Origin of the sequence: Clostridium disporicum, assembly GCF_001405015.1 — a bacterium.
Lineage (GTDB): Bacteria > Bacillota > Clostridia > Clostridiales > Clostridiaceae > Clostridium > Clostridium disporicum_B.
Genome location: NZ_CYZX01000019.1, coordinates 46804 through 71090 on the forward strand (window position 1 = coordinate 46804; position 24287 = coordinate 71090).

The 24287-nt window shown below is 28.7% G+C and carries 25 protein-coding genes; 9 read left to right on the plus strand and 16 right to left on the minus strand.

All coding sequences use genetic code 11. From position 1 onward, the window contains the following. Positions 1-51 precede the first annotated feature (51 nt). On the minus strand, positions 52-1335 hold the full coding sequence (locus ARA56_RS12570) for a uracil-xanthine permease family protein (RefSeq protein WP_055267197.1): 1284 nt from the start codon (positions 1333-1335) through the stop codon (positions 52-54). 305 nt (positions 1336-1640) lie between these two features. Here ARA56_RS12570 and ARA56_RS12575 point away from each other — a divergent pair, with 305 nt between their 5' ends. Continuing rightward, positions 1641-2360 (plus strand): polysaccharide deacetylase family protein, encoded by a 720-nt coding sequence (locus ARA56_RS12575; protein ID WP_055267199.1) that lies wholly within the window; start codon positions 1641-1643, stop codon positions 2358-2360. 246 nt (positions 2361-2606) lie between these two features. Here the strand turns inward: ARA56_RS12575 and ARA56_RS12580 are convergent, their stop codons facing one another. The 4 genes from ARA56_RS12580 to ARA56_RS12595 all read right to left on the minus strand — a co-directional run bounded on the left by ARA56_RS12580 (position 2607) and on the right by ARA56_RS12595 (position 6671). Continuing rightward, complete coding sequence (locus ARA56_RS12580; RefSeq protein ID WP_055267201.1) at positions 2607-3971, minus strand: MATE family efflux transporter; 1365 nt, start codon at positions 3969-3971, stop codon at positions 2607-2609. Positions 3972-4290: 319 nt separating this feature from the next. Then, positions 4291-4479, minus strand: a complete 189-nt coding sequence (locus ARA56_RS12585; protein WP_055267203.1) for a DUF4250 domain-containing protein — start codon at positions 4477-4479, stop codon at positions 4291-4293. A 13-nt stretch (positions 4480-4492) separates the two neighbouring features. Further along, positions 4493-5065 carry a metallophosphoesterase family protein gene (locus tag ARA56_RS12590; protein WP_055267205.1) on the minus strand — a complete coding sequence of 191 codons (573 nt, stop codon included), beginning with the start codon at positions 5063-5065 and terminating at the stop codon, positions 4493-4495. A 310-nt stretch (positions 5066-5375) separates the two neighbouring features. After that, a complete protein-coding gene (locus tag ARA56_RS12595) occupies positions 5376-6671 on the minus strand; it encodes an NCS2 family permease (RefSeq protein WP_055267207.1) in 1296 nt (431 codons plus the stop codon). 205 nt (positions 6672-6876) lie between these two features. Between ARA56_RS12595 and ARA56_RS12600 the strand changes: the two genes are divergently transcribed. The 4 genes from ARA56_RS12600 to ARA56_RS12615 all read left to right on the plus strand — a co-directional run bounded on the left by ARA56_RS12600 (position 6877) and on the right by ARA56_RS12615 (position 10000). Further along, positions 6877-7851 carry a metal ABC transporter substrate-binding protein gene (locus tag ARA56_RS12600; RefSeq protein ID WP_055267209.1) on the plus strand — a complete coding sequence of 325 codons (975 nt, stop codon included), beginning with the start codon at positions 6877-6879 and terminating at the stop codon, positions 7849-7851. Next, on the plus strand, positions 7851-8642 hold the full coding sequence (locus ARA56_RS12605) for a metal ABC transporter ATP-binding protein (protein ID WP_055267211.1): 792 nt from the start codon (positions 7851-7853) through the stop codon (positions 8640-8642). Before ARA56_RS12600 ends, ARA56_RS12605 begins: the two co-directional genes overlap by 1 nt. Next, positions 8642-9484 (plus strand): metal ABC transporter permease, encoded by an 843-nt coding sequence (locus ARA56_RS12610; protein ID WP_055267213.1) that lies wholly within the window; start codon positions 8642-8644, stop codon positions 9482-9484. The genes ARA56_RS12605 and ARA56_RS12610 overlap by 1 nt, the downstream gene beginning before the upstream one ends. Positions 9485-9559: 75 nt before the next feature. Beyond that, on the plus strand, positions 9560-10000 hold the full coding sequence (locus tag ARA56_RS12615) for a Fur family transcriptional regulator (protein WP_055267215.1): 441 nt from the start codon (positions 9560-9562) through the stop codon (positions 9998-10000). Positions 10001-10119: 119 nt separating this feature from the next. Here ARA56_RS12615 and ARA56_RS12620 read toward each other — a convergent pair whose 3' ends face one another. Together ARA56_RS12620 and pulA are read right to left on the minus strand one after the other, a co-directional pair. Then, positions 10120-10935 (minus strand): DUF4037 domain-containing protein, encoded by an 816-nt coding sequence (locus ARA56_RS12620; protein WP_055267217.1) that lies wholly within the window; start codon positions 10933-10935, stop codon positions 10120-10122. 67 nt (positions 10936-11002) lie between these two features. Continuing rightward, positions 11003-12979: a type I pullulanase gene (pulA, locus tag ARA56_RS12625; RefSeq protein ID WP_055267245.1), complete on the minus strand. Its 1977-nt coding sequence runs from the start codon at positions 12977-12979 to the stop codon at positions 11003-11005. A 284-nt stretch (positions 12980-13263) separates the two neighbouring features. Between pulA and ARA56_RS12630 the strand changes: the two genes are divergently transcribed. Together ARA56_RS12630 and ARA56_RS12635 are read left to right on the plus strand one after the other, a co-directional pair. Further along, complete coding sequence (locus ARA56_RS12630) at positions 13264-13926, plus strand: hypothetical protein (RefSeq protein WP_055267219.1); 663 nt, start codon at positions 13264-13266, stop codon at positions 13924-13926. A gap of 214 nt (positions 13927-14140) precedes the next feature. Beyond that, a complete protein-coding gene (locus tag ARA56_RS12635) occupies positions 14141-14584 on the plus strand; it encodes a hypothetical protein (RefSeq protein WP_055267221.1) in 444 nt (147 codons plus the stop codon). Between the two features lie 127 nt (positions 14585-14711). Here ARA56_RS12635 and ARA56_RS16715 read toward each other — a convergent pair whose 3' ends face one another. The 3 genes from ARA56_RS16715 to ARA56_RS12645 all read right to left on the minus strand — a co-directional run bounded on the left by ARA56_RS16715 (position 14712) and on the right by ARA56_RS12645 (position 18821). Further along, complete coding sequence (locus ARA56_RS16715) at positions 14712-14858, minus strand: hypothetical protein (RefSeq protein WP_156334268.1); 147 nt, start codon at positions 14856-14858, stop codon at positions 14712-14714. A gap of 169 nt (positions 14859-15027) precedes the next feature. Then, positions 15028-17046 carry an amylo-alpha-1,6-glucosidase gene (locus tag ARA56_RS12640; RefSeq protein WP_055267223.1) on the minus strand — a complete coding sequence of 673 codons (2019 nt, stop codon included), beginning with the start codon at positions 17044-17046 and terminating at the stop codon, positions 15028-15030. 251 nt (positions 17047-17297) lie between these two features. Next, positions 17298-18821: an FAD-dependent oxidoreductase gene (locus tag ARA56_RS12645; RefSeq protein WP_055267225.1), complete on the minus strand. Its 1524-nt coding sequence runs from the start codon at positions 18819-18821 to the stop codon at positions 17298-17300. 109 nt (positions 18822-18930) lie between these two features. On the opposite strand from ARA56_RS12645, the gene ARA56_RS12650 reads away from it, so the two are divergent. Together ARA56_RS12650 and ARA56_RS12655 are read left to right on the plus strand one after the other, a co-directional pair. Then, entirely contained in the window at positions 18931-19884 is a 954-nt protein-coding gene (locus tag ARA56_RS12650; RefSeq protein WP_055267227.1) for a tocopherol cyclase family protein, read from the plus strand. A 47-nt stretch (positions 19885-19931) separates the two neighbouring features. Continuing rightward, positions 19932-20702, plus strand: coding sequence for a histidinol phosphate phosphatase (locus tag ARA56_RS12655; RefSeq protein ID WP_070205699.1), 771 nt, complete (start codon positions 19932-19934; stop codon positions 20700-20702). 388 nt (positions 20703-21090) lie between these two features. Here the strand turns inward: ARA56_RS12655 and ARA56_RS12660 are convergent, their stop codons facing one another. The 6 genes from ARA56_RS12660 to ARA56_RS12685 all read right to left on the minus strand — a co-directional run bounded on the left by ARA56_RS12660 (position 21091) and on the right by ARA56_RS12685 (position 23898). Continuing rightward, positions 21091-21459: a hypothetical protein gene (locus tag ARA56_RS12660; RefSeq protein ID WP_055267229.1), complete on the minus strand. Its 369-nt coding sequence runs from the start codon at positions 21457-21459 to the stop codon at positions 21091-21093. A gap of 42 nt (positions 21460-21501) precedes the next feature. After that, a complete protein-coding gene (locus ARA56_RS12665; protein WP_055267231.1) occupies positions 21502-22311 on the minus strand; it encodes a GNAT family N-acetyltransferase in 810 nt (269 codons plus the stop codon). A gap of 5 nt (positions 22312-22316) precedes the next feature. Continuing rightward, positions 22317-22511, minus strand: coding sequence for a P-loop NTPase family protein (locus ARA56_RS12670; RefSeq protein ID WP_055267233.1), 195 nt, complete (start codon positions 22509-22511; stop codon positions 22317-22319). Between the two features lie 87 nt (positions 22512-22598). Further along, positions 22599-23120: a GNAT family N-acetyltransferase gene (locus ARA56_RS12675; RefSeq protein WP_055267235.1), complete on the minus strand. Its 522-nt coding sequence runs from the start codon at positions 23118-23120 to the stop codon at positions 22599-22601. 45 nt (positions 23121-23165) lie between these two features. Next, complete coding sequence (locus ARA56_RS12680; protein WP_055267237.1) at positions 23166-23570, minus strand: GNAT family N-acetyltransferase; 405 nt, start codon at positions 23568-23570, stop codon at positions 23166-23168. Positions 23571-23745: 175 nt separating this feature from the next. Continuing rightward, positions 23746-23898: a zinc-ribbon domain-containing protein gene (locus ARA56_RS12685; RefSeq protein WP_055267239.1), complete on the minus strand. Its 153-nt coding sequence runs from the start codon at positions 23896-23898 to the stop codon at positions 23746-23748. Positions 23899-24287 lie beyond the last annotated feature (389 nt).

Genomic DNA, 24287 nt, shown 5'->3' on the forward strand with positions numbered 1-24287 from the left:
CAAAAAAGCGAAGAACAAACTCTTCGCTTTTTTATCTATTATATATATCATTTATTCAAATCTAGAAACTATAACATTTAGTAGTACACCTACTATACTTGCTAAACTTAATCCTGATATGCTCACTGCTTCTGTTATTTGTATTCCTATAGCTTTACCAAATATATTTCCTGAAAGTCCTATTAAAAGAATAGTTCCCATTATAATTAAATTTACTATGTTTAATTTAACTTTTTCTCTCTTTATAGTTTGTACCCCAACTATAGCTATCATTGAGAATAACATTAAACTAATTCCACCCATTACTGAGCTTGGTATAGTTCTTATAGCTGCACCAACTTTATCAACAAAACTTAATATTATTGCGAATACTGCTGCTAATCTTAATATTGCTGGGTTATAATTTTTAGTTATAGCTAATACACCTGTATTTTCACCATAAGTTGTATTTGCAGGTCCCCCAACAAATGATGCTGCTAAAGTAGCTAATCCATCACCTAATAATGTTCTATTTAATCCTGGATCTTCAACAAAGTTCTTTCCTACAACTTCTCCATTTGTAGTTATATCTCCAACGTGCTCCATTACTACTGCTAATACTACTGGTACTACTATTAATATTGCTGCCATATCAAACTTTGGTAATGTGAAGTTTGGTACTGCTATAATGCTAGCATTTTGAATCGCTGCTACATCTACAAGATTTAATACTAAACTTATGCAATATCCAACAGCTACACCTATTAAAATTGCTACCTGTTTTAAGAATCCTTTTCCAAATGTCTTTATTATTAATGTTACTGCTAAAGTTACTATTGCTACCATTACTGTTGTTACAGCACCTGCTTGTCCAGCAGCTAAGCTATTAACACCTGCCATATCTAAAGCTGTTGGTATTAAATTTAATCCAATAACCATAATCATTGGTCCTACAACTCTAGCTGGTAAAACTTTTCTTATTTTATCTAATCCCACTTTTTTTATTAAGAATGAAAGTGCTATATATATTAATCCTACTATAACCATTCCACCTTGTGCATATCTTAAATCTCCATTAAATTGTGCTCCTACAGCAACGATTACTGGTATAAATGCAAATGATGAACCAAGAAATACTGGAACCTTTCCTTTAGTACATGCATGGAATATAAGTGTTCCTATACCTGCTGAGAATAGTGCTACTGATGGATCTAATCCTGTTAAAATTGGTACTAAAACAGTTGCACCAAACATCGCTATAAGATGTTGAATTGCTAAAACCCCATTCATTAATCCTTCTGTTACTTTTCTTACACTACTTTTTTCTGTTGTTAATTTTTCAGTTATTTGTGCCATAATCGCACCCTCCTTACATTTTTTAAGGAGAAATTAAACTTTCTCCCTTTTCAGCCTCTCTGGACTGCTTTTAAAGGCAATATAAAAAGCTCCTTACCATCGGTAAGAAGCTATAATAATCCCGTAAAATTATATGCTCACTTTTATTTCTTACCGATCTCTCTGGATCAATTTAAAGACTATTTTCTTACTCATTATATTAAACGTACATTATTTTTGCAACATTTTTTTATTTGTATTTTAATTTTATTTTTTTAATAGTACATACTAAGCTTATAATTATTTTGAAAGGAGCTATAAATAATATGAAAAATTCTTATTTTTACAAATATCTTACCATTTTATTTATCTCTATATTATTGCTTAGCATTCCTAGTTCTGTTTTTTGTGATGATGAACCTAGAGAGGCAAAGGAAAAAGAGATATACCTTACCTTTGATGATGGTCCTAGTGGAAAAGTTACTACCGAGGTTTTAGACATACTTAAAGCAGAAGGCGTACCTGCTACTTTCTTTATTATAGGTAATCAAATAGATAATCAAGAAGATCTTATCCTAAGAATGAGAGATGAAGGACATAGCATCGGATTACATAGCTATACCCATGAAAGAAATAACCTATATTCAAGTAACGATGGATTTATAAACGAAATGCTAAAAGTGCAAAAAAGATTATATGATGTAACTGGTGAAACTTATACTATCTTGAGGTTTCCATTTGGATCTACAAATAATACTTATAAGCTAACATCATCAATGGTTGATCTTGTTCATAATCATGGCTTTAAAATCTATGATTGGACTCAAGATACATTAGATGGCGCTAATCCAAAATCATCACCAGACTCAATATACTCTCATGCAATATCAGATAAAGATTCAATAATTTTATTAATGCATTGTGCAAATGTTAATAAAACATCACCACAAGCATTACCTCAAATAATCAAATATTATAAAGATAAAGGATATACTTTTAAAAAGATAACAGAAGAAACACCAGAACTTTATAGACTAAAGAAATAAAGTGCGTACTAAGTGCGTAGTCCAAAAGTCGACTGCGTCGAGTCCAAAAGTGCCTATGGCAGTCCAAATGATTTACTTTGTAAACGTCCAAAAGCTTTTTTAACTCTAAGTTATTACTCTTGGTTATTGTAAATCTTTTGGCCGTCACAAAGTGACCTTTTGGACTTTGACGAAGTCAAACTTTTGCCCAAAGTGCTTCGCACTTTATTTCAATTATGAATTTATCTTCTTTATACCATCTTGTTACTACGCAACTTCCATCCTTCTTTGCTTGATAGGCTTAAGAACCATAAATATAAATAATGTAACTAATATTACACCTTTAAAGATACTAGTTAAACTTATAGCCCACCAAACTCCATTTATTCCAAGTAGACTTGCTTGTGATAAATATATCGCTAGTGGTATTCTTAGCCCTGTGAAAACTATCCCGATTACTGAAGGAGGTATTGTCTTCCCAACTCCAAAGAATGCTCCTGCTGTAGTTATTTCTATACACATAAACAATTGTGAATATCCTAATATTTTCAGGTAGTCAGCACCTTGTATTATTGCATCTTGCTCTTGAATAAATATAGAGAATATTTGTTTTCCAAATACTATTAGAAGAAAAGAAGTCAATACTCCAAGTGCTAATGATAATATTAATGTATACTTATATCCATCTTCAACTCTCTTATACTTTTGAGCTCCATAATTTTGACCTGTAAAAGCTGTTAATGCAGATGCAAATCCTCCTGCTGTCATCCAAGAAATAGATTCAATTTGAGATCCAACCTTTTGAACAGCTATCGGTACTGGTCCCCATGTTGCAACTATTCTTCCTATTAACATCCCAAAGAATGAAAATAAACAATTTTGTAATGCATTAGGAGTTCCCCATTTAGTTATTTCTTTAATACATCTAAAGTCTAAATACTTCTTGTCCCAAACCTTTAACTTATATCCTTCTTTTATAAATACATATATAAATATTGCTGTTACTATAAACTGTGCAAATACAGTTGCAACAGCTGCTCCTACTACTCCTAAAGGCTTTATAGGACCAAGTCCAAATATTAGTATTGGATCTAAAATTATATTTATAACTAATCCTATGGTATTTGCTATAAACGGTGTTTTACTATTCCCTTCTGCAGTAATTATTCCAGTAAATTGTGGATTTAAAAAAGAGAATATCATTCCTACACTTATTATTATTAGATAGTTGATAGCCATAGATATTATGTCAGGATCATTTAGATTAAAAAATCCTATCAATCCATTTCTAAAAATTAAAAGTATTAAAGTATATATAATTGCAATAATAATAGCCATTGTCAAACTATTATAAACATACTTTTCTCTTAAGGTATTATCTTTCTTTCCAACAGCTTGTGATACACCTACCTCTGCTCCTGTTCTAGTTACTAAAACTAAAGAACTACCAAACCAAGTGAAAAAACCTGCAGTTCCAATAGCAGCAACTGCTGCACTTCCAACTCTACCTATCCAAATCATATCTACCATACTATAAGCCATTTGAATAAATGACGTTCCTAGTATTGGTAAAGATAATGTAAATAAAGTTCTGAATATATTTCCAGAGACTAAATCTATTTTTTTCTTCATCTTCTCCCACCTCTTAACTTAATACAAAAAATAAAAAGACGAAAATCGTCTTTTTTATTTAATCACATTGCCAAATAATAAACTAATTTAAATTAATTAATTTTCATTTTGCTTTTCTTTTTGCTTTTTATCATTAACTAAACTAGCAACTAATGCAGCACTTGCAGCTAGTAATATTGCTATTTTTCCTGTTTTTTTAATTCCCATATCTAAATCTCAATCCTTTCAATTGATATTTTAAAATATAATATATTTCATTATACATTAAGGATAATTTAAAATCTATTAAAGTTTATTTAAATTACTACTATTTTTACCTCTACTTAAATTGATTTATACCACTTTGATAAAAATAACCTGATTTATTTAATTTATCTTCCAATTCACTTTTATCAATATTCATATCATCACAAAACATATCTAAAGATGAGTAAAAATCTCTAAGCTTTAGATTTAATATACTAACCAACATATGTGGATCCATATTTAAAATAGTTTCTCTATCCATCTCTACCTCTCCCCTATATCTTATAAAGTTTACATGTAAAATCATCATTATCTATTTCAATTATAGCAAAATTAACCTTTCCTTCAATAGCTAATCCTAAAGAACCTGGATTTAATATTTTTTTACCATAAAAGTTCTCTATAAATAGCTGTATATGAGTATGTCCAAAACATACTAGGTCCATTCCATCTGGATAATCATCCATAAACTCATTGAATGTTCCACCATTATACATTAAAGGCGCACACTTATTTGAAGTTGGTCTGCTATGTACCATAAGAATTTTTTTACCTTCAATCTCAACAACTCGCTCACCTGGTTGAGTCTTTATCCATTCGATATATTTTTTATCTATTTCTGTTGCACTTTTTTCTATCTCCAAACAGTATGCTTCATCATGATTTCCTGTTATACTTTCAAATCTTGAATCATTCATTATATAATCCATTATTTTATCTGGATCTTTTCCTCTAACAAAATCACCTAAATTTAAAACTTTCTTTATCCCTTCAGCATTTATTACTTCTAAAAATCTATTAAAAGCTTCAATATTTCCATGAATATCGGAGCAAATAGCTATCTTCATAACATCACCCTTTTTATATCAACTCACTATATATTATACAAATTAAGCTAAAGTATATCTATACTTTAGCTTAATTTATAATTATTAATCATGTTTTTTTTGATTACTTATTGCTGGAACTGGTGGCACACCATTTTTCTTTGGCGCTTGAAAATTATCATTTTCCCAAGTTGCTCTTTGACCTTTCTTTGCCATAGAATCACCTCCTACTTCATTCTTAGTATGAGGATAATTCAAATAAATTATTATGCCATAATTTACTTACCTGAAAATTAACAATTATAATTTAATTGTTAATTATAATAAATGTTTATACTAAAACAAATTTCAACACAAAAATTATAGCAACTATCACCGTTGTAAGTGAAATATCTCTATATTTCCCTGAAAATAATTTTAATGCTATGTATGAAATTACTCCAAATACTATACCATCTGATATTGAATATGCAAATGGCATCATTATGATTGTTAAGAATGCTGGCACAGCTTCTGTATAATCTTCTAAATTAATCTCTTTTATAGTCTCAATCATAAATAATCCAACTATTACTAAAGCCGATGCTGTTACTGCTGGTGTAATCATTCCAAATAATGGTGCAAAGAATAATGATATTCCAAACATAACAGCTGTTGAAACTGCTGTTAATCCAGTTCTCCCACCTTCTGCTACCCCAGCTGCACTCTCAACGAAAGTACTTACTGTACTAGTTCCTAAACAAGCTCCAACTGTTGTCCCTATAGCATCTGCAAAAAGAGCTTTTTTAATGTTTGGAACCTTACCATCTTCATCTAACATCTTAGCCTTTGTAGCAACACCTACTAAAGTACCTATAGTATCAAACATATCCATAAATAATAATGTAAATAACACTATCACCATATCAAAACTAAATATATTATGCCACTCAAATTGCATAAATGTACTTGATATTGAAGGTGGCATGCTTACTATAGCACTTGGCATTTGAGTTACTCCCATAGGAATACCTATTATTGTAGTTATAACCATTCCTAAGAATAATGCTCCTTTAACTTTTCTAGCTACTAATATTCCTGTTATTACTATTCCTATTATAGCTAAAAGCCCTGGGCCTGATGTTATATTTCCTAAAGCTACTATAGTACCTCCATCTGCAGGATGAACTACTACTCCTGCACCTTCTAATCCTATTAAAGCTATAAATAAACCTATCCCTACTGAAATCGCTTTTTTTATATTAGCTGGAATTGAATCTACTATTGCTTCTCTTACATTAAATATTGTTAAAACAATAAAAATTAATCCTTCTAATAAAACTGCTGTTAAAGCAAATTGATATGAATATCCCATTCCTAAAACTACTGTAAATGCAAAGAATGCATTTAAGCCCATACCTGGTGCTTGAGCAAATGGAAGTTTAGCATAAAGCCCCATTATTAATGTTCCTATTATCGCTGAAACCGCTGTAGCTGTAAATACTGCACCTTGATCCATACCTGCTGCTGACAATATACTTGGATTTACTATTAATATATAAGCCATTGTCATAAATGTTGTAATACCTGCAACTACTTCTGTCCTTACATTAGTATTGTTTTCTTTAAGTTTAAAAAACTTATCCATAGTTCTCCACCTTTATAATTTTTTTGTGCACATACTATAATACTATAAATTCGACATTTTTCAACCTTTTTAACGAACGTTTTTTTATTTTTTTTAATTATAATTCAGAAATTTGGCGTTATATTTTATCTTTACCTTTTCCTAAAAAAGTGTATAATATACTTATAAATGCAAACTATTCTCATTTGAATTTAGGAGGACAAGTATGAAAAAAAAGTATACAAAAATATTATCCTTATTAATTATTACATTAGTAGCACTTATGGGGTGTAGCTCTAAAAATACCGAATCCATAAATGATTCTAACGAAATAACTATAGTTACATCTTTTTATCCAATATATATATCAACCCTTAATATTATTAAAGATGTTCCTAACGTAAAATTAATTAATATGACAAAAGCACAAACTGGTTGTCTACATGATTATCAATTATCTCCAGAAGATTTAAAAACTTTATCTTCAGCAGATATCTTCGTAGTAAATGGTGCTGGAATGGAAGGTTTCCTTGATAAAGTTATATCTAATGAAAAAGATTTAGATATAGTTGATTCTAGCGAAGGAATTAAGTTATTAACTGCTGATGGTGAAGAACATAGTCATGATGATGAAAATCATAACCACGATGAAGAAGAAACTCATGCTGATGATCATGATCACGAAGATAATCCTCATGTTTGGGTCAGCATAAGTAACAATATAAAGCAAGTACAAAATATAGCAAATGGATTAGCTAAATATGATCCTGATAATGCTGATAAATACGAAGCTAATGCAAAAGAATACATATCAAAGCTTGAAGCTTTAAAAACTGAAATGCACGAAGTAATAGATACTCTTCCAAATCGTAATATAATAACTTTCCATGAAGCATTTCCTTACTTTGCTGAAGAGTTTAACTTAAATATAGTTGGTGTCGTTGAAGTTGAGCCAGGAACAGAACCATCACCAAAACAATTAGAGGAAACTATTGAAATTGCAAAAAATAATAATGTAAAAGCTTTATTTACAGAACCACAATATGCTGCTAAAGCTGCCACTACAATTTCAAATGAAACAGGTATTCCACTTTATACCCTAGACCCTATTGTAACAGGTGATTCAACATCTGATGCTTACGACGATTATATAACTAAAATGGAACAAAATCTTGAAACTTTAAAAGAGGCGTTAAAATAATGGAAAATTCAAATTATACTAATAACAACAAATGCTCTGATTTTTGCTGTACAAAAGTTGAAAACTTATCTGTTACTATAGGTACAAATGAAATTTTAAAAAATATAAATCTACACTTTCATTGTGGAGAGTTAACTTCTATTATAGGGCCTAACGGTGCTGGTAAGAGTACACTTTTTAAAGCTTTATTAGGAGAAATTAAGCACACTGGAAAATTAACTTATGTTGGTACTTCATCTAAAGGAGTATCAAGCCCTATTATTGGTTATGTACCTCAATATTTAAATTTTGATTTAAGTACTCCTGCAAGTGTTCTTGATTTATTCATAGCTTGCAACTCAAAAGTCCCTGTTTGGTTATACTCATCAAAAAAATATAGAGAAAAAGTCTCTGAAAGTCTTTCTAGAGTAAAAGCAGAATACTTAATAGATAGAAAACTAGGAGCTTTATCCGGTGGTGAACTTCAAAGAGTTTTATTAGCATTAGCTTTAGATCCAATGCCTAATATTCTACTTCTCGATGAACCTGTATCTGGAATAGATCAAAACGGTCTTGAGTTATTCTATGATATATTAATGGACGTAAAATCTAAGTATGATTTATCTATTATACTAGTGTCTCATGATTTAGACTTAGTTGCTAAATATGCAGATAAGGTTGTTTTATTAAAAGGTTCTGTTCTTTGTAGTGGAACTCCTAAGGAAGTATTTACAAATAAAACTACAAGTAAAATTTTCGGATTGTCTTGGTATGAGGAAGATGATTCTAAGAGTAAAGGAGGTAAAAAATAATGCTAGAATCTTTATATGGATTTATAGACTTTATACTCCCATTTCAATGGGTACATTATGATTTTATGAAAAATGCATTAATCGCAGTTTTATTAGTTACTCCTTTATTTGGAATACTTGGTACTATGGTAGTAAATAATAAAATGGCTTTCTTTGCCGATTCTTTAGGGCACGGTGCTTTTACTGGAATAGCAATAGGAATTCTAGTAGGTGGAATAAGCCCAACATGGGGAGCTACTATATTTTCCATCTTTTTTGCGATTGCTATTACTTTAATAAAAAATAAAGGTAATTCATCAACAGATACTATAATAGGAGTATTTTCATCAATTGCTATTGCTTTAGGTTTGGTTCTTATGAGTTTAGGTGGTAATATGAATAAATTCTCATCTTATTTAGTTGGTGATTTATTAAGTATTACACCTAAGGAAATACTTATGTTAGTAGTATTATTTATAATAATTTTATTAGTTTGGTCATTTATATTTAATAAACTTCTTTTAGTTAGTATAAATAGTTCACTAGCTAAAAGTCGTGGTACTAACACATTGCTAATTGAATTATTATTTACTATAACTATTGCAGTTGTTGTAACTATAACTGTTAACTGGGTAGGACTTTTAATAATTAATTCACTTTTAGTTTTACCAGCAGCTGCAGCACGTAATGTTTCAAAGAATATACGTCAATATCACTTGATATCAATTATAATTTCTTTATTGTCAGGAATTATAGGTTTAATACTATCTTACTACTTAAACACTGTTACTGGTGCAACTATAGTATTGATTTCAGCAATTATGTTCTTTATTACTTTAGGTTATAAGCAAAAATTTATATAATTTTATTAAAGCACTTTATCCTAAAGCCTATAAGATGTTATTATAATGCTATGATACTTTGAAAGGATGGGGATTTTGAATAATAAACCTAATTTTAGCAATTTACTAAAATGTAAAGGCCTTAAGGTTACTAAGCATAGAAATTCAGTATTAGAGGTTATTGAAAGCAGTAAAAGACCAGTTACTGCTGAAGATATTTATATTATTCTTAAACAAAGAAATATCTCTATAAATTTATCATCCATTTATAGAATTTTAGATACATTAGTTGCTAATTCTTTAATAAATAAGTTTATTTTCGAAGAAACTAATAAGACTTGTTATGAAATGAACGATATGCAACATAAACATTATCTTATATGTAATGGATGCAAAAAAGTATTTCCTATATCTGGTTGCCCTCTACATACTTATGAATCAGAATTAGAAGATACTTTAGGTTTTACAATTACAAGTCACAAACTTGAAATTTATGGATTTTGCAAAGAATGTAAAAACAATCCTAAAACCAAATAAACTACTTATCCATTTATAATAAAAAGTAATTAAATAAATCCAGCATATGCTGGATTTATTTAATTTCTAGTTTAGAAATCTACCTATTAAGTTTTAATCTAAATTATTAACTCCTAATTTTAACTAACTCTAATTCCTTCTTCATGTAAAAATTCTTTAAGATCATCAACGATATCATCCATATTTTTCAATATCTCTTTATTACATTTACATGAATTCTCTATTAATGTATTCACACCCTCAGTCAGGAATCTAGGTATCTTTTTACACCTTGAATTAATTATTGATACCAACCTCTTATCTCCAGGATGTGGCATCTCATTAACAGCAAACACTACATCAAAGTAACTATCTAAAAACTTACATACCTTATAACTTACGCTTATTAAATCTCCTGTATGTATAGCTTTATCTATCTGATTATAATAAGATGATATACTATCTCTTAATAAATAATAATTTTTATCTACTATATTTAGTTTTAGCTTCTGAGGATAAGCTACTCTATATTTTTTTTGAAGATTCTTAAAAGTATTTTCCTTATCGTAAGCTATAAAAGCTCCTGAAACCACCTTCCATAAACATGTTGTATAGCCTACAGAGGCTTTACAATTGTCAATTACATCGAATAAATTATCCTTTAAAGTATCTAGCGTATAATAACTTACATCTATTTCTGTTGTAGAATTTCTTAATATAAAAATATCTTTTTCTCCATATTTTCCGCTAATAGTTTCTATAGTATCTGAAAACTTTTTTAACGCTTTACTCCGCCTATTAGCATCAATTTCAGCCTTTAATATCACCTCTATATCTATATCATAAAAAAAATCATTTTTCCCACTAGCCCCTGACCCTGTTAAAGTTATTGATAATACCTCATCAAACTTTTTGTACTCGTTTACAAGTTGGTATACTATCATATTAACACCCATATTCTCACCCCAATTTTATATATTTACTTTAGAAGATATGAAACCTCATATCTTCTAAAGTTAAAAATTATTTAGCTATAAGTACGTAAGCTGATTTTGCTTTCACCTTTAGCTCACTATCCCTAATTTCCTTTATTTCTTCTATCCCTGCTTTTTCTTCATTTACAACTAAACTCCACTTTCCATGTGGTATGTTAACATATACATCTCTATTATTACTATTGAAAATTACTAAAATATCATTTTCTTCATCTATTTTCCCTTTAGTATTTAATATATATGCAACTACATTACTATCTGTGAATTCTTTTCCTTTTTCTAAAAATTTAATATTCTCTTGAATATCACTATTTGAATCCATTCTAAAAGCTTTATATCTTTTTCTTAATTTAATTAATCCTTTATAATACTCCATTAATTCTTTATACGTGTTTCTTCTTTCCCATCTTAGTTTATTTACATAATCAGATGACTTAAAGCTGTTTTCTATTAAATTTCCTTCTTCATCCATCTTAGTTCTAGCTATTTCTTCCCCAGCATGAATAAAGCTTATACCTTGTGATGTTAAGACTATTGCTGCCGCTAATTTATTCATCTTTATAAGCTCATCTTCTGATACATCTTTATTCACTGTTTGTAGTTTGTCCCATAATGTTAAATTGTCATGGGCTGATGCATAAGTTATAGTTTGATAAGGTTCGTTAGCCCAAAAATTTCTAGCGTACATAGCCTTATTTACATCAACTTGTGGATGCTTAGTAGATGCTACTACTGAGAATTTTATAGCTTCTTCTAAATCTTTGCCTCCATTTACAAATCCAGCTTCTTCTTCATAAAAAACATGTCCTTTTATTCCATCTCTACAATCATCACTAAAAGCAGCTATTTGCAAATCGTTATATTTAAAAGTATTTTTCTTTAATGCAGCTTTTTCATCTGATAGAGGAGTTGGACCACCTGCCCATCCTTCACCATATATTATTATAGATTTATCTATTTTATCTAATTCTCTTCTAATTTCCTTCATTGTTTCAATATCATGTAATCCCATAAGATCAAATCTAAACCCATCTATATGATACTCCTTAGCCCAATAAACTACCGAATCTACCATATACTTTCTAAACATATATCTATCTGAAGCAGTTTCGTTTCCACAAGCAGAACCATCTGTGTAATTACCATCTTCATCTGCTCTATAATAATATTTAGGCACAGCCAAATTTAGAAATGAATTTAAGTCAAAAGTATGATTATATACTACATCCATAACAACTCTTAATCCTTCTCTGTGTAACTTTTGCACTAATTCCTTAAACTCTTTTATTCTAACTTCTCCTTTATAAGGATTTGTTGAATATGAACCTTCTGGAACGTTATAATTTTTAGGATCATATCCCCAATTATATTGTGGTAAATGAAGTTTAGTTTCATCTACTGATGCATAATCAAAAGATGGTAAAAGATGAATATGAGTAAATCCCATCTCCTTTAAATGATTTAATGGTGTCTTATCCTCTATAAAGCCTTTAAATTTTCCTCTGATACTAGCTTCTATTCCTGATGATTCATCTATTGTAAAATCTCTTACATGAACCTCATATATTATGGAGTCTGTCCAATTATTTAGTTCTGGCTTCGTATCTTCATCCCATTGTTCTGGATTTGTAGCTTCTAAATCTATTACCATAGATCTATTTCCATTTACACCTACAGCTTTTGCATATGGATCTACTAATACATTTTCATTTTTATCTATATAAACTATATAATTATAAAATTCTCCGCTTAAATCGCCGTCTACTTCTAAAGTCCAACTTCCTTTAATGCTTTTATTCATCTTTAATATTTTTTTAGCTTCACATTCATAGTCATAAGGATCATTCCCATAAAAAGCAATTTTAACTTCATCTGCAGTAGGTGCCCATAATATAAATTTTGTTTTTTCTTTAGAATAAATTGCTCCTAATTCACCATCATAATTATATAATTTTTGAAATTCTTTACTTTCAAAATACTTATTCACATCTACAATTTCTCTCATTTTCATTCTATACTCCTCAACTCTTTCTTAAGTTTTTCGGAAACGGTTCCGATTTCTTGCTTAAATGGTTTCTATTTTTAAATAATTCCTATTTTATTATAACACATTTTATTCCCTAAATATGTTAAATATTAATATATTTTATTTTTGAATATAATTCCAAATTAATTAGCAATTTATATCCTTTAACCAATTATTTACCTTATTAATATTTGCGACTTTTTCACATAATAAACATATATGACAGGCTAATAATTATCCTGTCAAAACAAAGGAGGAATATTATGAAGAAAAAAAATTTATCACTTATGTTATTGTCTTTAGTTATCGCTTCTGAGACTTTAATATCTATGCCTTCAGCAACAATTAAAGTTTCAGAGCTAAAACCTGTTGAAGTCTCAAACCCTTCAACAAACTCCGATAAAAGTGGAGATAGGGAGTCTAAAAAAGAAGAAAAACCATCTGCTCCTGCTAAAGAACAAAAGCCTGCAGAAGATATGAAGAAGAAACCTTGTGAGGATAATTCTAAAAAGGTAGTACCATCTACTCCTGCTAAGGAAGAAAAGCCTAAAGAGGATATGAACAAAAAAACTATGGAAAAAGAACAAACTCCTGCTACTCCTGCTAAAGAACAAAAACCAGCAGAAGATATGAAGAAAAAACCTTGTGGAGAAAAACCTAAAGATTCTACTAAGACTGAAGAGCAAACACCAGCTGCTCCTACTAAAGAAATAAAACCAAAGTGCAAAGAGGATAAAACTTCTAATAAGAAGGATGCAGAAACTAAGGAAGAAAAGGAAACTAAAAAAGATAAGAAATGTAAAGATAAAAAAGATAAAAAAGATAAACATCATCATAAAGATCATGATGAAGATAAACATGATAAAGATCATGACAAAGATAAAAATAAATGCAAAACTCCTTGCAGAGATTCAAAGGATCAATAATTATAATCCTATATATAACTGATATCATATTATCAAATATACGGTAACATTTTATTTATATAAAAGTATTGAAATTTCTTAATATGACTATTAATTTATATTCTTAAAAAGTTCTACTACATATATGTAGCAGAACTTTTTATTTTAATAATTATATAATTTTAAATAATATAGCAAATTATGAGAGATAATATTTTTAGAGGAGTGATGTTGAATGCTTAAAAGAAAATTTACTACTATAATACTAATATTATTAATCATAGAAAGTTTTAGTTTTTTTAATCCATTTTTAAAACCTAATGCTTCTTTTAATTTACCTTGCACTTGTGATGATGAATTCAATTCATTTTACACTGATGATGATAGTTCAAATAGTAAATATATAGATATTTTTTGGACTGAAAATAATATAAAACTTTTAAATGAAAATGAAAAAAAGATTTTAGATGATATCCAAAATAAAATGATTACAAATAACAGATTAGACAAAGAAGATATTGAACAAATGGCTACATTAAAAGATATAGTATTCAAGTCAAAACTAACAGAAGATGAATTTAATGATTTTAAAGAAATTATATCAAAAAAAAGAAATAGAGAAAAATTAACTACTGAAGAGGTTGTTAGGTTAAAATCCTATTTCAATTCTATACAATAGCCTATTAATTTTTGTACTTTTTTAAAGTAATATATATCATTATTAACACAACAACTGTAATAATATTATTAATATAATTTTCTTTTATATTAATTACCTAATAACATATTAAAATCTCTAAAGCTATCTATGGAATTTTACCTAAAAAAGTATCTATAGTAAAGACTATTCCATTTACATCGCTAACTGCTGATGTCAAAGTGATAACTCCAGATGGCATAAATGGTAATAGTCTTCTTTGAAAAATTTCAATTACACTTTCTGAGTTGAACATTCTGTTACCTTTTTTCTCAAAAAAAGACTGTAGTAATAAAACTACAGCCAAAACTCATAAAAAACTCATAACACTTTTAATAACAACACTTTAAGGCACTACTCTTAGGTACCTAAGTATATTTTATAACCCAAACATAATTTAGTCAAATTTAACTTTAATTCCCACTTTAGCAATTTAAATATGGCATAACATCATTAGCATACGCTCTTAGAACTTCTGCTACACTCCAAGCTTGTGAGTAACATCCTCTACTTGTAGATGCAAAATCTCCATCAAAAATCTCTGCTATTCCGTTTATACAACCATCTCTCATTGTATCTTCAAAAACCTTACACATATGCTCAGCTTTCCATACCGCATCTTTAGAATAATCATTAACCTTACAATAAGCAGTTATAAATCCACCTATTAAAAATCCCCAAGTTGTTCCCATATGATAAGCACAATCTCTGTCAAAAAGCTTACCTATATATTTATTTTTATAGTCTTTATCCATAAAAGATAATGAACGTAATCCATAAGTAGCATATAGATGTTTATATACTACATTTACTATACTCTTTTCTTTTTCTCTATCTAATATTGAAAATGGTAATGATACTGCCCAAATTTGATTTGGTCTTATTCTATCATCATCTTCATCAACTACATCATAGAGACACCCTTTTTTTTCATTCCAAAATCTCTTATTAAAAGATTCTTTAACTTTTGCTGCCAATTCTTTATATTGAGTATTGTCTTCGCCAAATTCCTTAGCTAGTATTTCCATTATCTTTAGCGAATTAAACCATAAGGCATTAATTTCTACCGGCTTTCCATGTCTAGGTGTCACTACATAATCTCCAACTCTTACATCCATCCAAGTTACTTGATCTAGTCCTCCACCAGCATGAATTAATCCATCTTCATCCATACCTATTGAAAAATCTGTAGATGTTGAATATGCTTCATAAATTTCTTTTAACTTTGGATATATCTTTTCTTTAATAAAATTATAATCCTCTTCATTTCCAGTATAATTTAAATACTGATATACTGCTTGAAAATACCAAAGAGAAGCATCAACTGTATTATATCCTGGTTCTGTGTTCTTATCCGGGAACACATTTGGTACAAGTCCATTCTTAATATATCTTGCAAATGATTCTAATATCTCTCTAGCATCATCAAATCTTTTGGTAACTAAAGTCAAGCCTTCAAAAGCTATCATAGTATCTCTTCCCCAGTCAGTAAACCATGGATATCCAGCTAATACAGTTTTAAGTCCTGTACTCTCTCTCTTTACTATAAAGTGATCTGCTGCTTTAACAAGGTTATTAGCAAATCTATCCTCTAAACCAGCTTGTCTTACTAATTTTTCTGCTCTATGCTTATATTCATTTATAATATCAAATCCAGATTTATTATCTAATTCCTCTATAGTACATTTAATGTAAAACTTCTTCTTTTCGAAAGGTTCTAAATCAATCTGTACCTCATAAGGAGTGTAATGATTATCTACCCCTAAAAATCCTGTTCTATGATCAATCATATAGTAATGATTTTCTTCAATTAAGTAATTTGGTGTAGCCATACTTGTTGGTATTAAACTTCTATCATAAAACTCACCTTCAGAAGTATAGAATTTAATCTCTCTTTCTTTATCTATATCAGGTATTAAAGTTAACTTTCTATCATCAACCGCCATATCAAATTTTAGTTCATTTTTTTCACTAACATCTGTTGATGGTCTATAATTAAATAATGGAACTATTCTTAATTTAGCTTGATCTAATCCATTTTCTATTTCATAGCAAACAACTACAGTATTGTGTCCATACTCCATAGCAATTGTCTTTTTTATATTAATATCTTCAACTTTATACATATATTCTGGAACTGAATCAAAAACAAATCGTTCTAAATATTCTTGTCCATTCTTTGAAGTTCCTATATATTGTTGAGATGTTAAATCATATTCTCTTCCATCAATTTCTATTATTTCTTGAGTTCTTGTAAGTATCAAAGTTCTATTTACAGGTGCATTTAGAGATGCTACCAAGTATCCATGAAAGCATTGTGCTCCTCCACCAGCAACAGTATGATTAGCAAACCCACCAACACCATTACCAATCATCCAAAGTAATTCATTTCCATCTTCAATACTTTTAAAGTTGCCTCTTCCATATTTATAAACCTTCTCCATAGTTATCCCTCCCATATCTCTGTCTCACTTATAGATTATATCGGAATCGTTTCCAAGTCAATAACTTTTAAATTAAAGATGTATTTAAGAAACGTTATCTACTAACAAATAATTATTGATTATTTCTTCAATGTTACAATTGGCAAGTTAAAATATAAATTTAACTAAAATTAATTTTTAGAAACTTAAATCTTAAAGAAACTGCACGCAGTTTCAACATTAATTTATAACTTGCCATTTATAACTTATCATTATAATAAATTTGGATTTATCTCATTATATGTCTCTGCTCCATATTGTTTTAAAGGAATAGTTGCTGGTCCTTCTAATATATCACCATCTATTCCAAATCTTGAACCATGGCAAGGACAATCCCAACTTTTCTCTAATGGATTCCATTTTAATTCACATCCCAAATGTGTACATGTTGTATCTACTATATGAAATATATCATTCTCATCCCTATACACCCCAAATTTAGCTTTATCAATAATAACTACTTTTCCAAAACCTTTTTCCGGCATCTCTTTAGATGCAATCTTAAGTTTTCCAATTAAATATTGAACTCCTACATCAGCATTTTCCTTAAAAAATTCTCCTGTTAAATACCCATCGCTCCTTGATGGTGTAAATGTATTTAAATACTTACTCTTTCCCTTTATATAAAGATCACTTAATATAATACCTGCTAAAGTTCCGTTACTCATTCCCCACTTTGCAAATCCAGTTGCTACCAATATATTCTTTGTTACTGAATTTAAATATCCTATATATGGAACATTATCTGTAGTTATATAATCTTGTGTACTCCATCTATATTGATAGTTTTCAACACCAAATACGTCTCTACCATATTGCTCTAAAGCTCCATAATGGTCTTCTTCTGTTTTATGAGCAACTTTATGACCTTCTCCTGCTATTAATAAAAATCTTCTTTCTCCATCATTATATATTCTTAAACTTCTCTTTGGTGTAGATGAATTGATAAATGTAGCTTGTGGAAAATCACCATCATACTCTCCTGCTACTACATATGATCTTTCAGGTTTTAATCTTGCAAAATAAAAGCTTAATCCATCATAAAATGGATAGTGTGAAGCTATAATAAGTTTATCTGCTTTAATTTCATACCCATTTAAACTATGTACTGTTATACTATCTTCATATGCATCTACAGATTTCATAGGAGATTTCTCATATATTTCCCCGCCTAACTCTTTTACTTTTTTTGCTAAAGCATCAATATACTTCTTAGGATTAAACTGTGCTCCTACATTAAACTTTATAGCTCCTGATGATTTAATAGGCAAAGGAATATCCATTATAAACTCACAATTAATCCCTATCTCTTTACAAATATTAAATTCGTTCAATACTTTTTTTCCATCACTATCATCTTCTGCATAAATATAAGCTGGAGCTTTCTCATAATCACATTCGATTTTATTCTCTTCTATTATATTCTCAATTAACTTTAAAGCTTCTTTATTAGCTTCATAATATTTCTTAGCATTATCTCTTCCATAACGCTTATATATATCAGAGTATTTTATTCCATGTTGAGGAGTTATCTTCCCAGTATTTCTACCAGTAGCACCATAGCCAATATAGTCAGCATCTACAATAGTAGTCTTATATCCTTTTTTACATAATAAATATGCTGTAGTAATTCCAACAATTCCTCCCCCTACTATTAAGCACTCAACTCTTTTATCCTCATCTAACTCTCCATATCTATCGCCTTGTGAACTACTTATCCATAAAGATTTATTCATACATAACTTCCTTTCCATTAAATTATATTATACAAATAGTATACCCCTGTATATTTATCCTATGTTTGATAAGACTAACTCTATAAGAATAATTTTATTGGAGGAAAAAATGAGTATTATACGTAATCCAAACTTATATCATGGAAAAAATAAAAAAGATAACTTTTTTGAAGGCTGGTATTATAAATTAGTAACTAAAGATAGAAAATATACTTTAGCCATTATCCCTGGTATAAGCCTTTCTTCCGACTCACATTCTTTTATTCAAGTACTTCGAGGAGAAGATGTGTTATATGATTATTTTAGATTTTATAAAAATGACTTTTTTTCTTCTAACTCATATCTAAAAATTAATATTTCTAATAATTCTTTTTCCCTAGATGGGATTTTTTTAGATTTATATAATTCTAAACTGAAAATTAAAGGTTCATTATTGTTTTCTAATCTTGTTAAATGGAGTGATTCTATTATAAATCCAGGTAGCATGGGATTTTATAACTACTTAAAGTTTATGGAATGCTATAGTCAGGTATGTGCTTTAGATGGTGATATAAAAGGTACCTTAAGTATTAATGACAATATTATTGATTTCAATGATGGTAAAGTTTATATTGAAAAAAATTGGGGCCGTAGTTTCCCTGTAGAATGGCTTTGGATTCAAAGTAATACTTTTAAGGATTCTAGAGCTACTATAACCTGTTCTTTAGGAGAAATACCATTTCCACTAAAAAACTTTAGAGGTTTTTTAATAGGTGTTACTGTAGATAATATGTTTTTCCCTTTTACGACTATGAATAGAAGTAAATTAGACCTCAAGGTAGAAAATAACGATATACTTCTAACTGTAATACATAAAAACCTTAGACTTTCTCTAAAAACTATAACCGATACTAATTCTTTCATTTTATGCTATGGTCCAAAAAATGGTCAAATGGTTCCATTTGTGAAAGAAACCTTAACTGCTAAAGTCCAAATGGAGCTTGTAGATACAAAAAATAATACACTTATCTACTCTGGAGAAGGTTCAAATACAGGAATTGAATTCGGAGGTAACCTTATGTAATTTGTGGTATACTCTATAGATATAAAAGTAATTACTTGGAGGTAAAAATGATATTTGATACTCATATGCATACTATTTTTTCAAGTGATAGTAAAATGTCTATAAGTGAAGTAATTAATACTTCAAAGTCACTAAATCTAGGCGTATGTTTAACTGAACATATGGATCTTGACTATCCTGAAGAAAATGAATTTAAATGTGATATTCCAAGATATTTAGAAACTTATAGTAATTATAGATCTGATTCATTATTACTAGGTATTGAAATTGGCATGACCCAAAATACACTTTTAGAAAATGAAGCTACTTCTAATAAATACGATTTCGATTATATCCTTGGTTCTATTCATACTGTTGATGGTTTAGATATATATAATACATTCCACAATAATAAACTACCTAGTGATGATTTCTATAAAAGATATTATGAAAACATGTTATACTGCGTTGAAAATTATAATAACTTTGATTCTTTAGGACATATAGATTATCTTTTTAGATATGCTCCTTTTCCTAATAACGAAATAAATATTAACCCTTATAAAGAAATTGTAGAAGCTATATTCTTAAATCTAATAAAAAAGGATAAAGCCATTGAAATAAACACAAGAAGATTATCTAATCCTGCTTCTTTACAGGCTTTACTTGAGACTTATAAATTCTATAAAGAATTAGGTGGGAGATATGTAACTATAGGCTCAGATGCCCATACCCCTTCAGCTATAGGAAATAATATAAAAGAAGCTTTAATGCTTGCAGAACAACTATCATTAAAGCCTATCTATTATAAATCTAGAAAAATTAATTACTTCAAATAATAAAAAATAGAGAATAAATACTTCTTTAGGTATCTATCCTCTATTTTTATTAAATCTATAAAAATAATTGGTATAATCTCACTTCATGTAATCTATAGCAAATTTTCTGTAGTTCTTCCTTTCTCTCAATAGGAGCTTCAAAATTTAAACATCTTACTGCCCATATCTCATTAGGCTTCACCTAAATTTATAAATCTTTTTATAACATCATTTTCTGGAATACCTTTTACATAGGCATTTAAATACGCTTCTCTTTAAATAATCCGTTGCTTTTTATCCCATCTATTAGCTGTTCTATCATCCTGAGTCCATACTTAAATCTGTTTAATTCTATTATTTATAATCTTTTCTTTTGCATATTGCTACATTTTTTCTGCAACAGAAACTCTTATATACTAATCACCTTCTCTGCTGTTCCATTTTTAAGGACATATATATCACCATAATAAGTACATTTATCATCTCGAACTATGATAGCACTTTCATCACACATTCCATAAATTAAATATTTATATGATAATTCCTTTAACTCATCGTTAAAATTATCTAAAGTAACCTTATTTTCAAAGTTTATTCCAATTTTCTCAAACCACTTTAAATACTTTTCTGCATATTTATCTGTTATTTCTCCTATACTTGGGTCCGATGCAATAAAGACCATTTTATTATAATCTTTTAAATCCCTTTTAAACTCATCTGCTATTAGTGAAAATCCGTTTTCTTTGCTAAAATCACTAAACAAATAATATTTTCCCATTTTATCACCACACTTTAATTTTATTAACTATATAATATATTTTCACTTCAACATATCTATCTGACTTTCATCTTCACTAGCTTCAAAACCTATACTTGTATAAAGATGAATGCCTCTATCATTACATTCATCTGCAGCTAAGAATGCACGTGTTGCTCCATATTTTTTTCCGTAAGAAAGAGCCTTCATTATCAATCTCCTTCCAATTCCCTTATTCTGATAAGAAGGATTTACAGCTACTTCTCTAATCCATACAGTAGGTCCTTTTTTACTTTCATGACCATAGGTAGCTACACATACAATCCCTATTATTTCATCTTCTTCATTTTTCTGAATTAATACAGCATTGTTTCTTGTTCCTGTATTAACTCCAGATGTTTCAGTGTTATTAATCCATTCTTCAACCCACTTAGTAGTTTGTCCTGTAAATCCTCTACTTTGATTTTTACACATCATTGTTACTTTTGATGCTTCATCACACCTATCAACTGTTAAAAAATCAAAATCATCACAAATATCAATATCATTAAGATTATTCATAAAATAATCATGCCAAGCATTACGAACTATAAATTCAGCTTCCTCAAGTCTAAAAATCCATTCATTAGGTATAAATGTTATTAAAAAATCCTTTTTATTCTTCAAAACATTTATTAGATCTTCTACATTATTTGCTGCCCAATGATATTCATTTATATTTGCTTCAACATTAAAACCATATATTAAAATAATATTTGCATTTTCTAAGCATACTTCATAATCATGTATATCTTTATATTCAATATATCGCATTGATGAATATTTAAATTTATTAACTGCTTCTTTAATTTTATTAAAACATTCTTCTCTCATCTATTTCACTTCTCTCCCTCTCTTATTTCGCTATACTCTTTTATAAATTTTGCCGTTTCTCTTCTATTTCTTAGAATAATTATCTTCTTACCTTTCGCTTCTTCTAGAAGCTTATAATAATTATTTCTATTATTTTTATTAAATTTCCATACAAACTTTAAAAACTCTAAATCAAATCTTTCTTGGCAATTGCCTCCCATACCCTGTAATAACTCTTTTTAATACACCATATAAAGATGTGAACCTTGAATAATCTAAATATATAACAGTATCACAATACTTTAATCTTAATGAGCTTCATAAGAATAAATGTAATTTATAACATTTTCGACATACTCATTAATACTGTAATTAAATACTCTTTCCTCTATTCTTTTAAAACCGCACTTTTCATGAGTCATTTGAGATGCAATATTTTTCTTTCCAGTATAGCTTTTTATTTCAAAATCTCCATCTGATTTTAATTTATCTATTACACCACATATTAATTTCTCAGCAAACCCTTTCTTTCTATAATCTGGATGAGTTTCAAGTGCCTCTAAATAATATAGTTTATCTTTAATCTTATAAAAGCGTAAAGCACTAACCCATATACCATTTTCCTCCCATACATAACAACACCTATCACTATCTGTTAAAAAATCATTTTTAAGATAGTTTACATAGTCTTTTTCTACTTTACGTCTTCCTATCTCCATATCCGTAATCTTTGGATAAAAATGTTTAATATTATCAATATTGCTTTCTCTATAAATATCCATTAACTTTTTTGAATTCTCATCTACTAGTTCTGTTATTTTAAGTAACATACAAATCTCCCTTTCCCCTTAAATACTATTATATACCCCTATTTTCTATCTCATGTATCCAACTATATTGAACTCATCTAACCTCCTTAACTTGAATGATTGATAAAACTTATTATCAACTACATCTTCTATATCAGTTAATACAATAAACATTCTTACATCCTTATACTTGTCCATAATTGTTCTAAAAAGATATGTCCCTATGCCCTTCTGCTGATACTCTGGGCTTACAATCAAATCTTGAATCATCAATATATGTTCTCCATCACCTACGCATCTAATAAATCCTATTAACTTATCTTCATCAAAGGCCCCTAATATATATAATGAATTACTAAATGCTCTTATTAATTTTTCATCATCTTTTAAATAAGCATTCCAAGATTCCTTTTTATAAATGCTCTTTACCTCTTGAATCAACATTTCATCAAATTCTCTATAATCAAACATTAATCTCTTCCCTCTCTTTATATGTTTGTTTAATTATAACATATTTTGAAATAAAACCCTTAAATTTACATAAAAATAGCTATCAAACTTCTCATATCTCAATATCTATTTTTTCTATTATTAACGCAAAAAAAGAACTGTAGTTATAAACTACAGCTCTTTCAAATAAAACATACTATCTTCTGTTTTGTTCTTTCTTAGCTCTTCTGCAAGCTAAACATCTCTTTGGCTCGTTATCGAATCCTTTTTCTTTGTAGAATTCTTGTTCTCCTACTGTGAATACGAATTCAGCTCCACAATCAACACATACTAAAGTCTTATCTGTCATGAATATTCCCTCCTAGGATTAAAGATTACATATGGATTAATAATTCTCAGTCTAGGAGAAAATATTATCTATCTGAACCTTTATTTAATTTTAAATTTATAATTTAGTCTTTTGTTTCAAGACCTAATTCCATTTTAACATAATATATTCATAAATCAAGTTAATTTTTATATTTTTTAAATTCTTTAGAAAATTTTTACTCCCATAAAATTTAGAAATTCCCATTATAAATGGTTCTATAATGAGAAATATATAAAAATAAGGGGCTGTCTCTGAAATGATTTTTAAAATCATTTCAGTAGACGGTCTTTTTATTTTTTATTCATATATTTATATGAAATTATTTCTAAATGAACAAGTTTTTTGACACGACAAATAGGAGGTTATAA

What these genes read in the sequence shown, in the direction of transcription:
- ARA56_RS12570 (WP_055267197.1), bottom strand. Translation starts at nt 1,335, where the DNA reads ATGGCACAAATAACTGAAAAATTAACAACAGAAAAAAGTAGTGTAAGA.
- ARA56_RS12575 (WP_055267199.1), top strand. Translation starts at nt 1,641, where the DNA reads ATGAAAAATTCTTATTTTTACAAATATCTTACCATTTTATTTATCTCT.
- ARA56_RS12580 (WP_055267201.1), bottom strand. Translation starts at nt 3,971, where the DNA reads ATGAAGAAAAAAATAGATTTAGTCTCTGGAAATATATTCAGAACTTTA.
- ARA56_RS12585 (WP_055267203.1), bottom strand. Translation starts at nt 4,479, where the DNA reads ATGGATAGAGAAACTATTTTAAATATGGATCCACATATGTTGGTTAGT.
- ARA56_RS12590 (WP_055267205.1), bottom strand. Translation starts at nt 5,065, where the DNA reads ATGAAGATAGCTATTTGCTCCGATATTCATGGAAATATTGAAGCTTTT.
- ARA56_RS12595 (WP_055267207.1), bottom strand. Translation starts at nt 6,671, where the DNA reads ATGGATAAGTTTTTTAAACTTAAAGAAAACAATACTAATGTAAGGACA.
- ARA56_RS12600 (WP_055267209.1), top strand. Translation starts at nt 6,877, where the DNA reads ATGAAAAAAAAGTATACAAAAATATTATCCTTATTAATTATTACATTA.
- ARA56_RS12605 (WP_055267211.1), top strand. Translation starts at nt 7,851, where the DNA reads ATGGAAAATTCAAATTATACTAATAACAACAAATGCTCTGATTTTTGC.
- ARA56_RS12610 (WP_055267213.1), top strand. Translation starts at nt 8,642, where the DNA reads ATGCTAGAATCTTTATATGGATTTATAGACTTTATACTCCCATTTCAA.
- ARA56_RS12620 (WP_055267217.1), bottom strand. Translation starts at nt 10,935, where the DNA reads ATGGGTGTTAATATGATAGTATACCAACTTGTAAACGAGTACAAAAAG.
- pulA (WP_055267245.1), bottom strand. Translation starts at nt 12,979, where the DNA reads ATGAGAGAAATTGTAGATGTGAATAAGTATTTTGAAAGTAAAGAATTT.
- ARA56_RS12630 (WP_055267219.1), top strand. Translation starts at nt 13,264, where the DNA reads ATGAAGAAAAAAAATTTATCACTTATGTTATTGTCTTTAGTTATCGCT.
- ARA56_RS12635 (WP_055267221.1), top strand. Translation starts at nt 14,141, where the DNA reads ATGCTTAAAAGAAAATTTACTACTATAATACTAATATTATTAATCATA.
- ARA56_RS16715 (WP_156334268.1), bottom strand. Translation starts at nt 14,858, where the DNA reads ATGTTCAACTCAGAAAGTGTAATTGAAATTTTTCAAAGAAGACTATTA.
- ARA56_RS12640 (WP_055267223.1), bottom strand. Translation starts at nt 17,046, where the DNA reads ATGGAGAAGGTTTATAAATATGGAAGAGGCAACTTTAAAAGTATTGAA.
- ARA56_RS12645 (WP_055267225.1), bottom strand. Translation starts at nt 18,821, where the DNA reads ATGAATAAATCTTTATGGATAAGTAGTTCACAAGGCGATAGATATGGA.
- ARA56_RS12650 (WP_055267227.1), top strand. Translation starts at nt 18,931, where the DNA reads ATGAGTATTATACGTAATCCAAACTTATATCATGGAAAAAATAAAAAA.
- ARA56_RS12655 (WP_070205699.1), top strand. Translation starts at nt 19,932, where the DNA reads ATGATATTTGATACTCATATGCATACTATTTTTTCAAGTGATAGTAAA.
- ARA56_RS12660 (WP_055267229.1), bottom strand. Translation starts at nt 21,459, where the DNA reads ATGGGAAAATATTATTTGTTTAGTGATTTTAGCAAAGAAAACGGATTT.
- ARA56_RS12665 (WP_055267231.1), bottom strand. Translation starts at nt 22,311, where the DNA reads ATGAGAGAAGAATGTTTTAATAAAATTAAAGAAGCAGTTAATAAATTT.
- ARA56_RS12670 (WP_055267233.1), bottom strand. Translation starts at nt 22,511, where the DNA reads ATGGGAGGCAATTGCCAAGAAAGATTTGATTTAGAGTTTTTAAAGTTT.
- ARA56_RS12675 (WP_055267235.1), bottom strand. Translation starts at nt 23,120, where the DNA reads ATGTTACTTAAAATAACAGAACTAGTAGATGAGAATTCAAAAAAGTTA.
- ARA56_RS12680 (WP_055267237.1), bottom strand. Translation starts at nt 23,570, where the DNA reads ATGTTTGATTATAGAGAATTTGATGAAATGTTGATTCAAGAGGTAAAG.
- ARA56_RS12685 (WP_055267239.1), bottom strand. Translation starts at nt 23,898, where the DNA reads ATGACAGATAAGACTTTAGTATGTGTTGATTGTGGAGCTGAATTCGTA.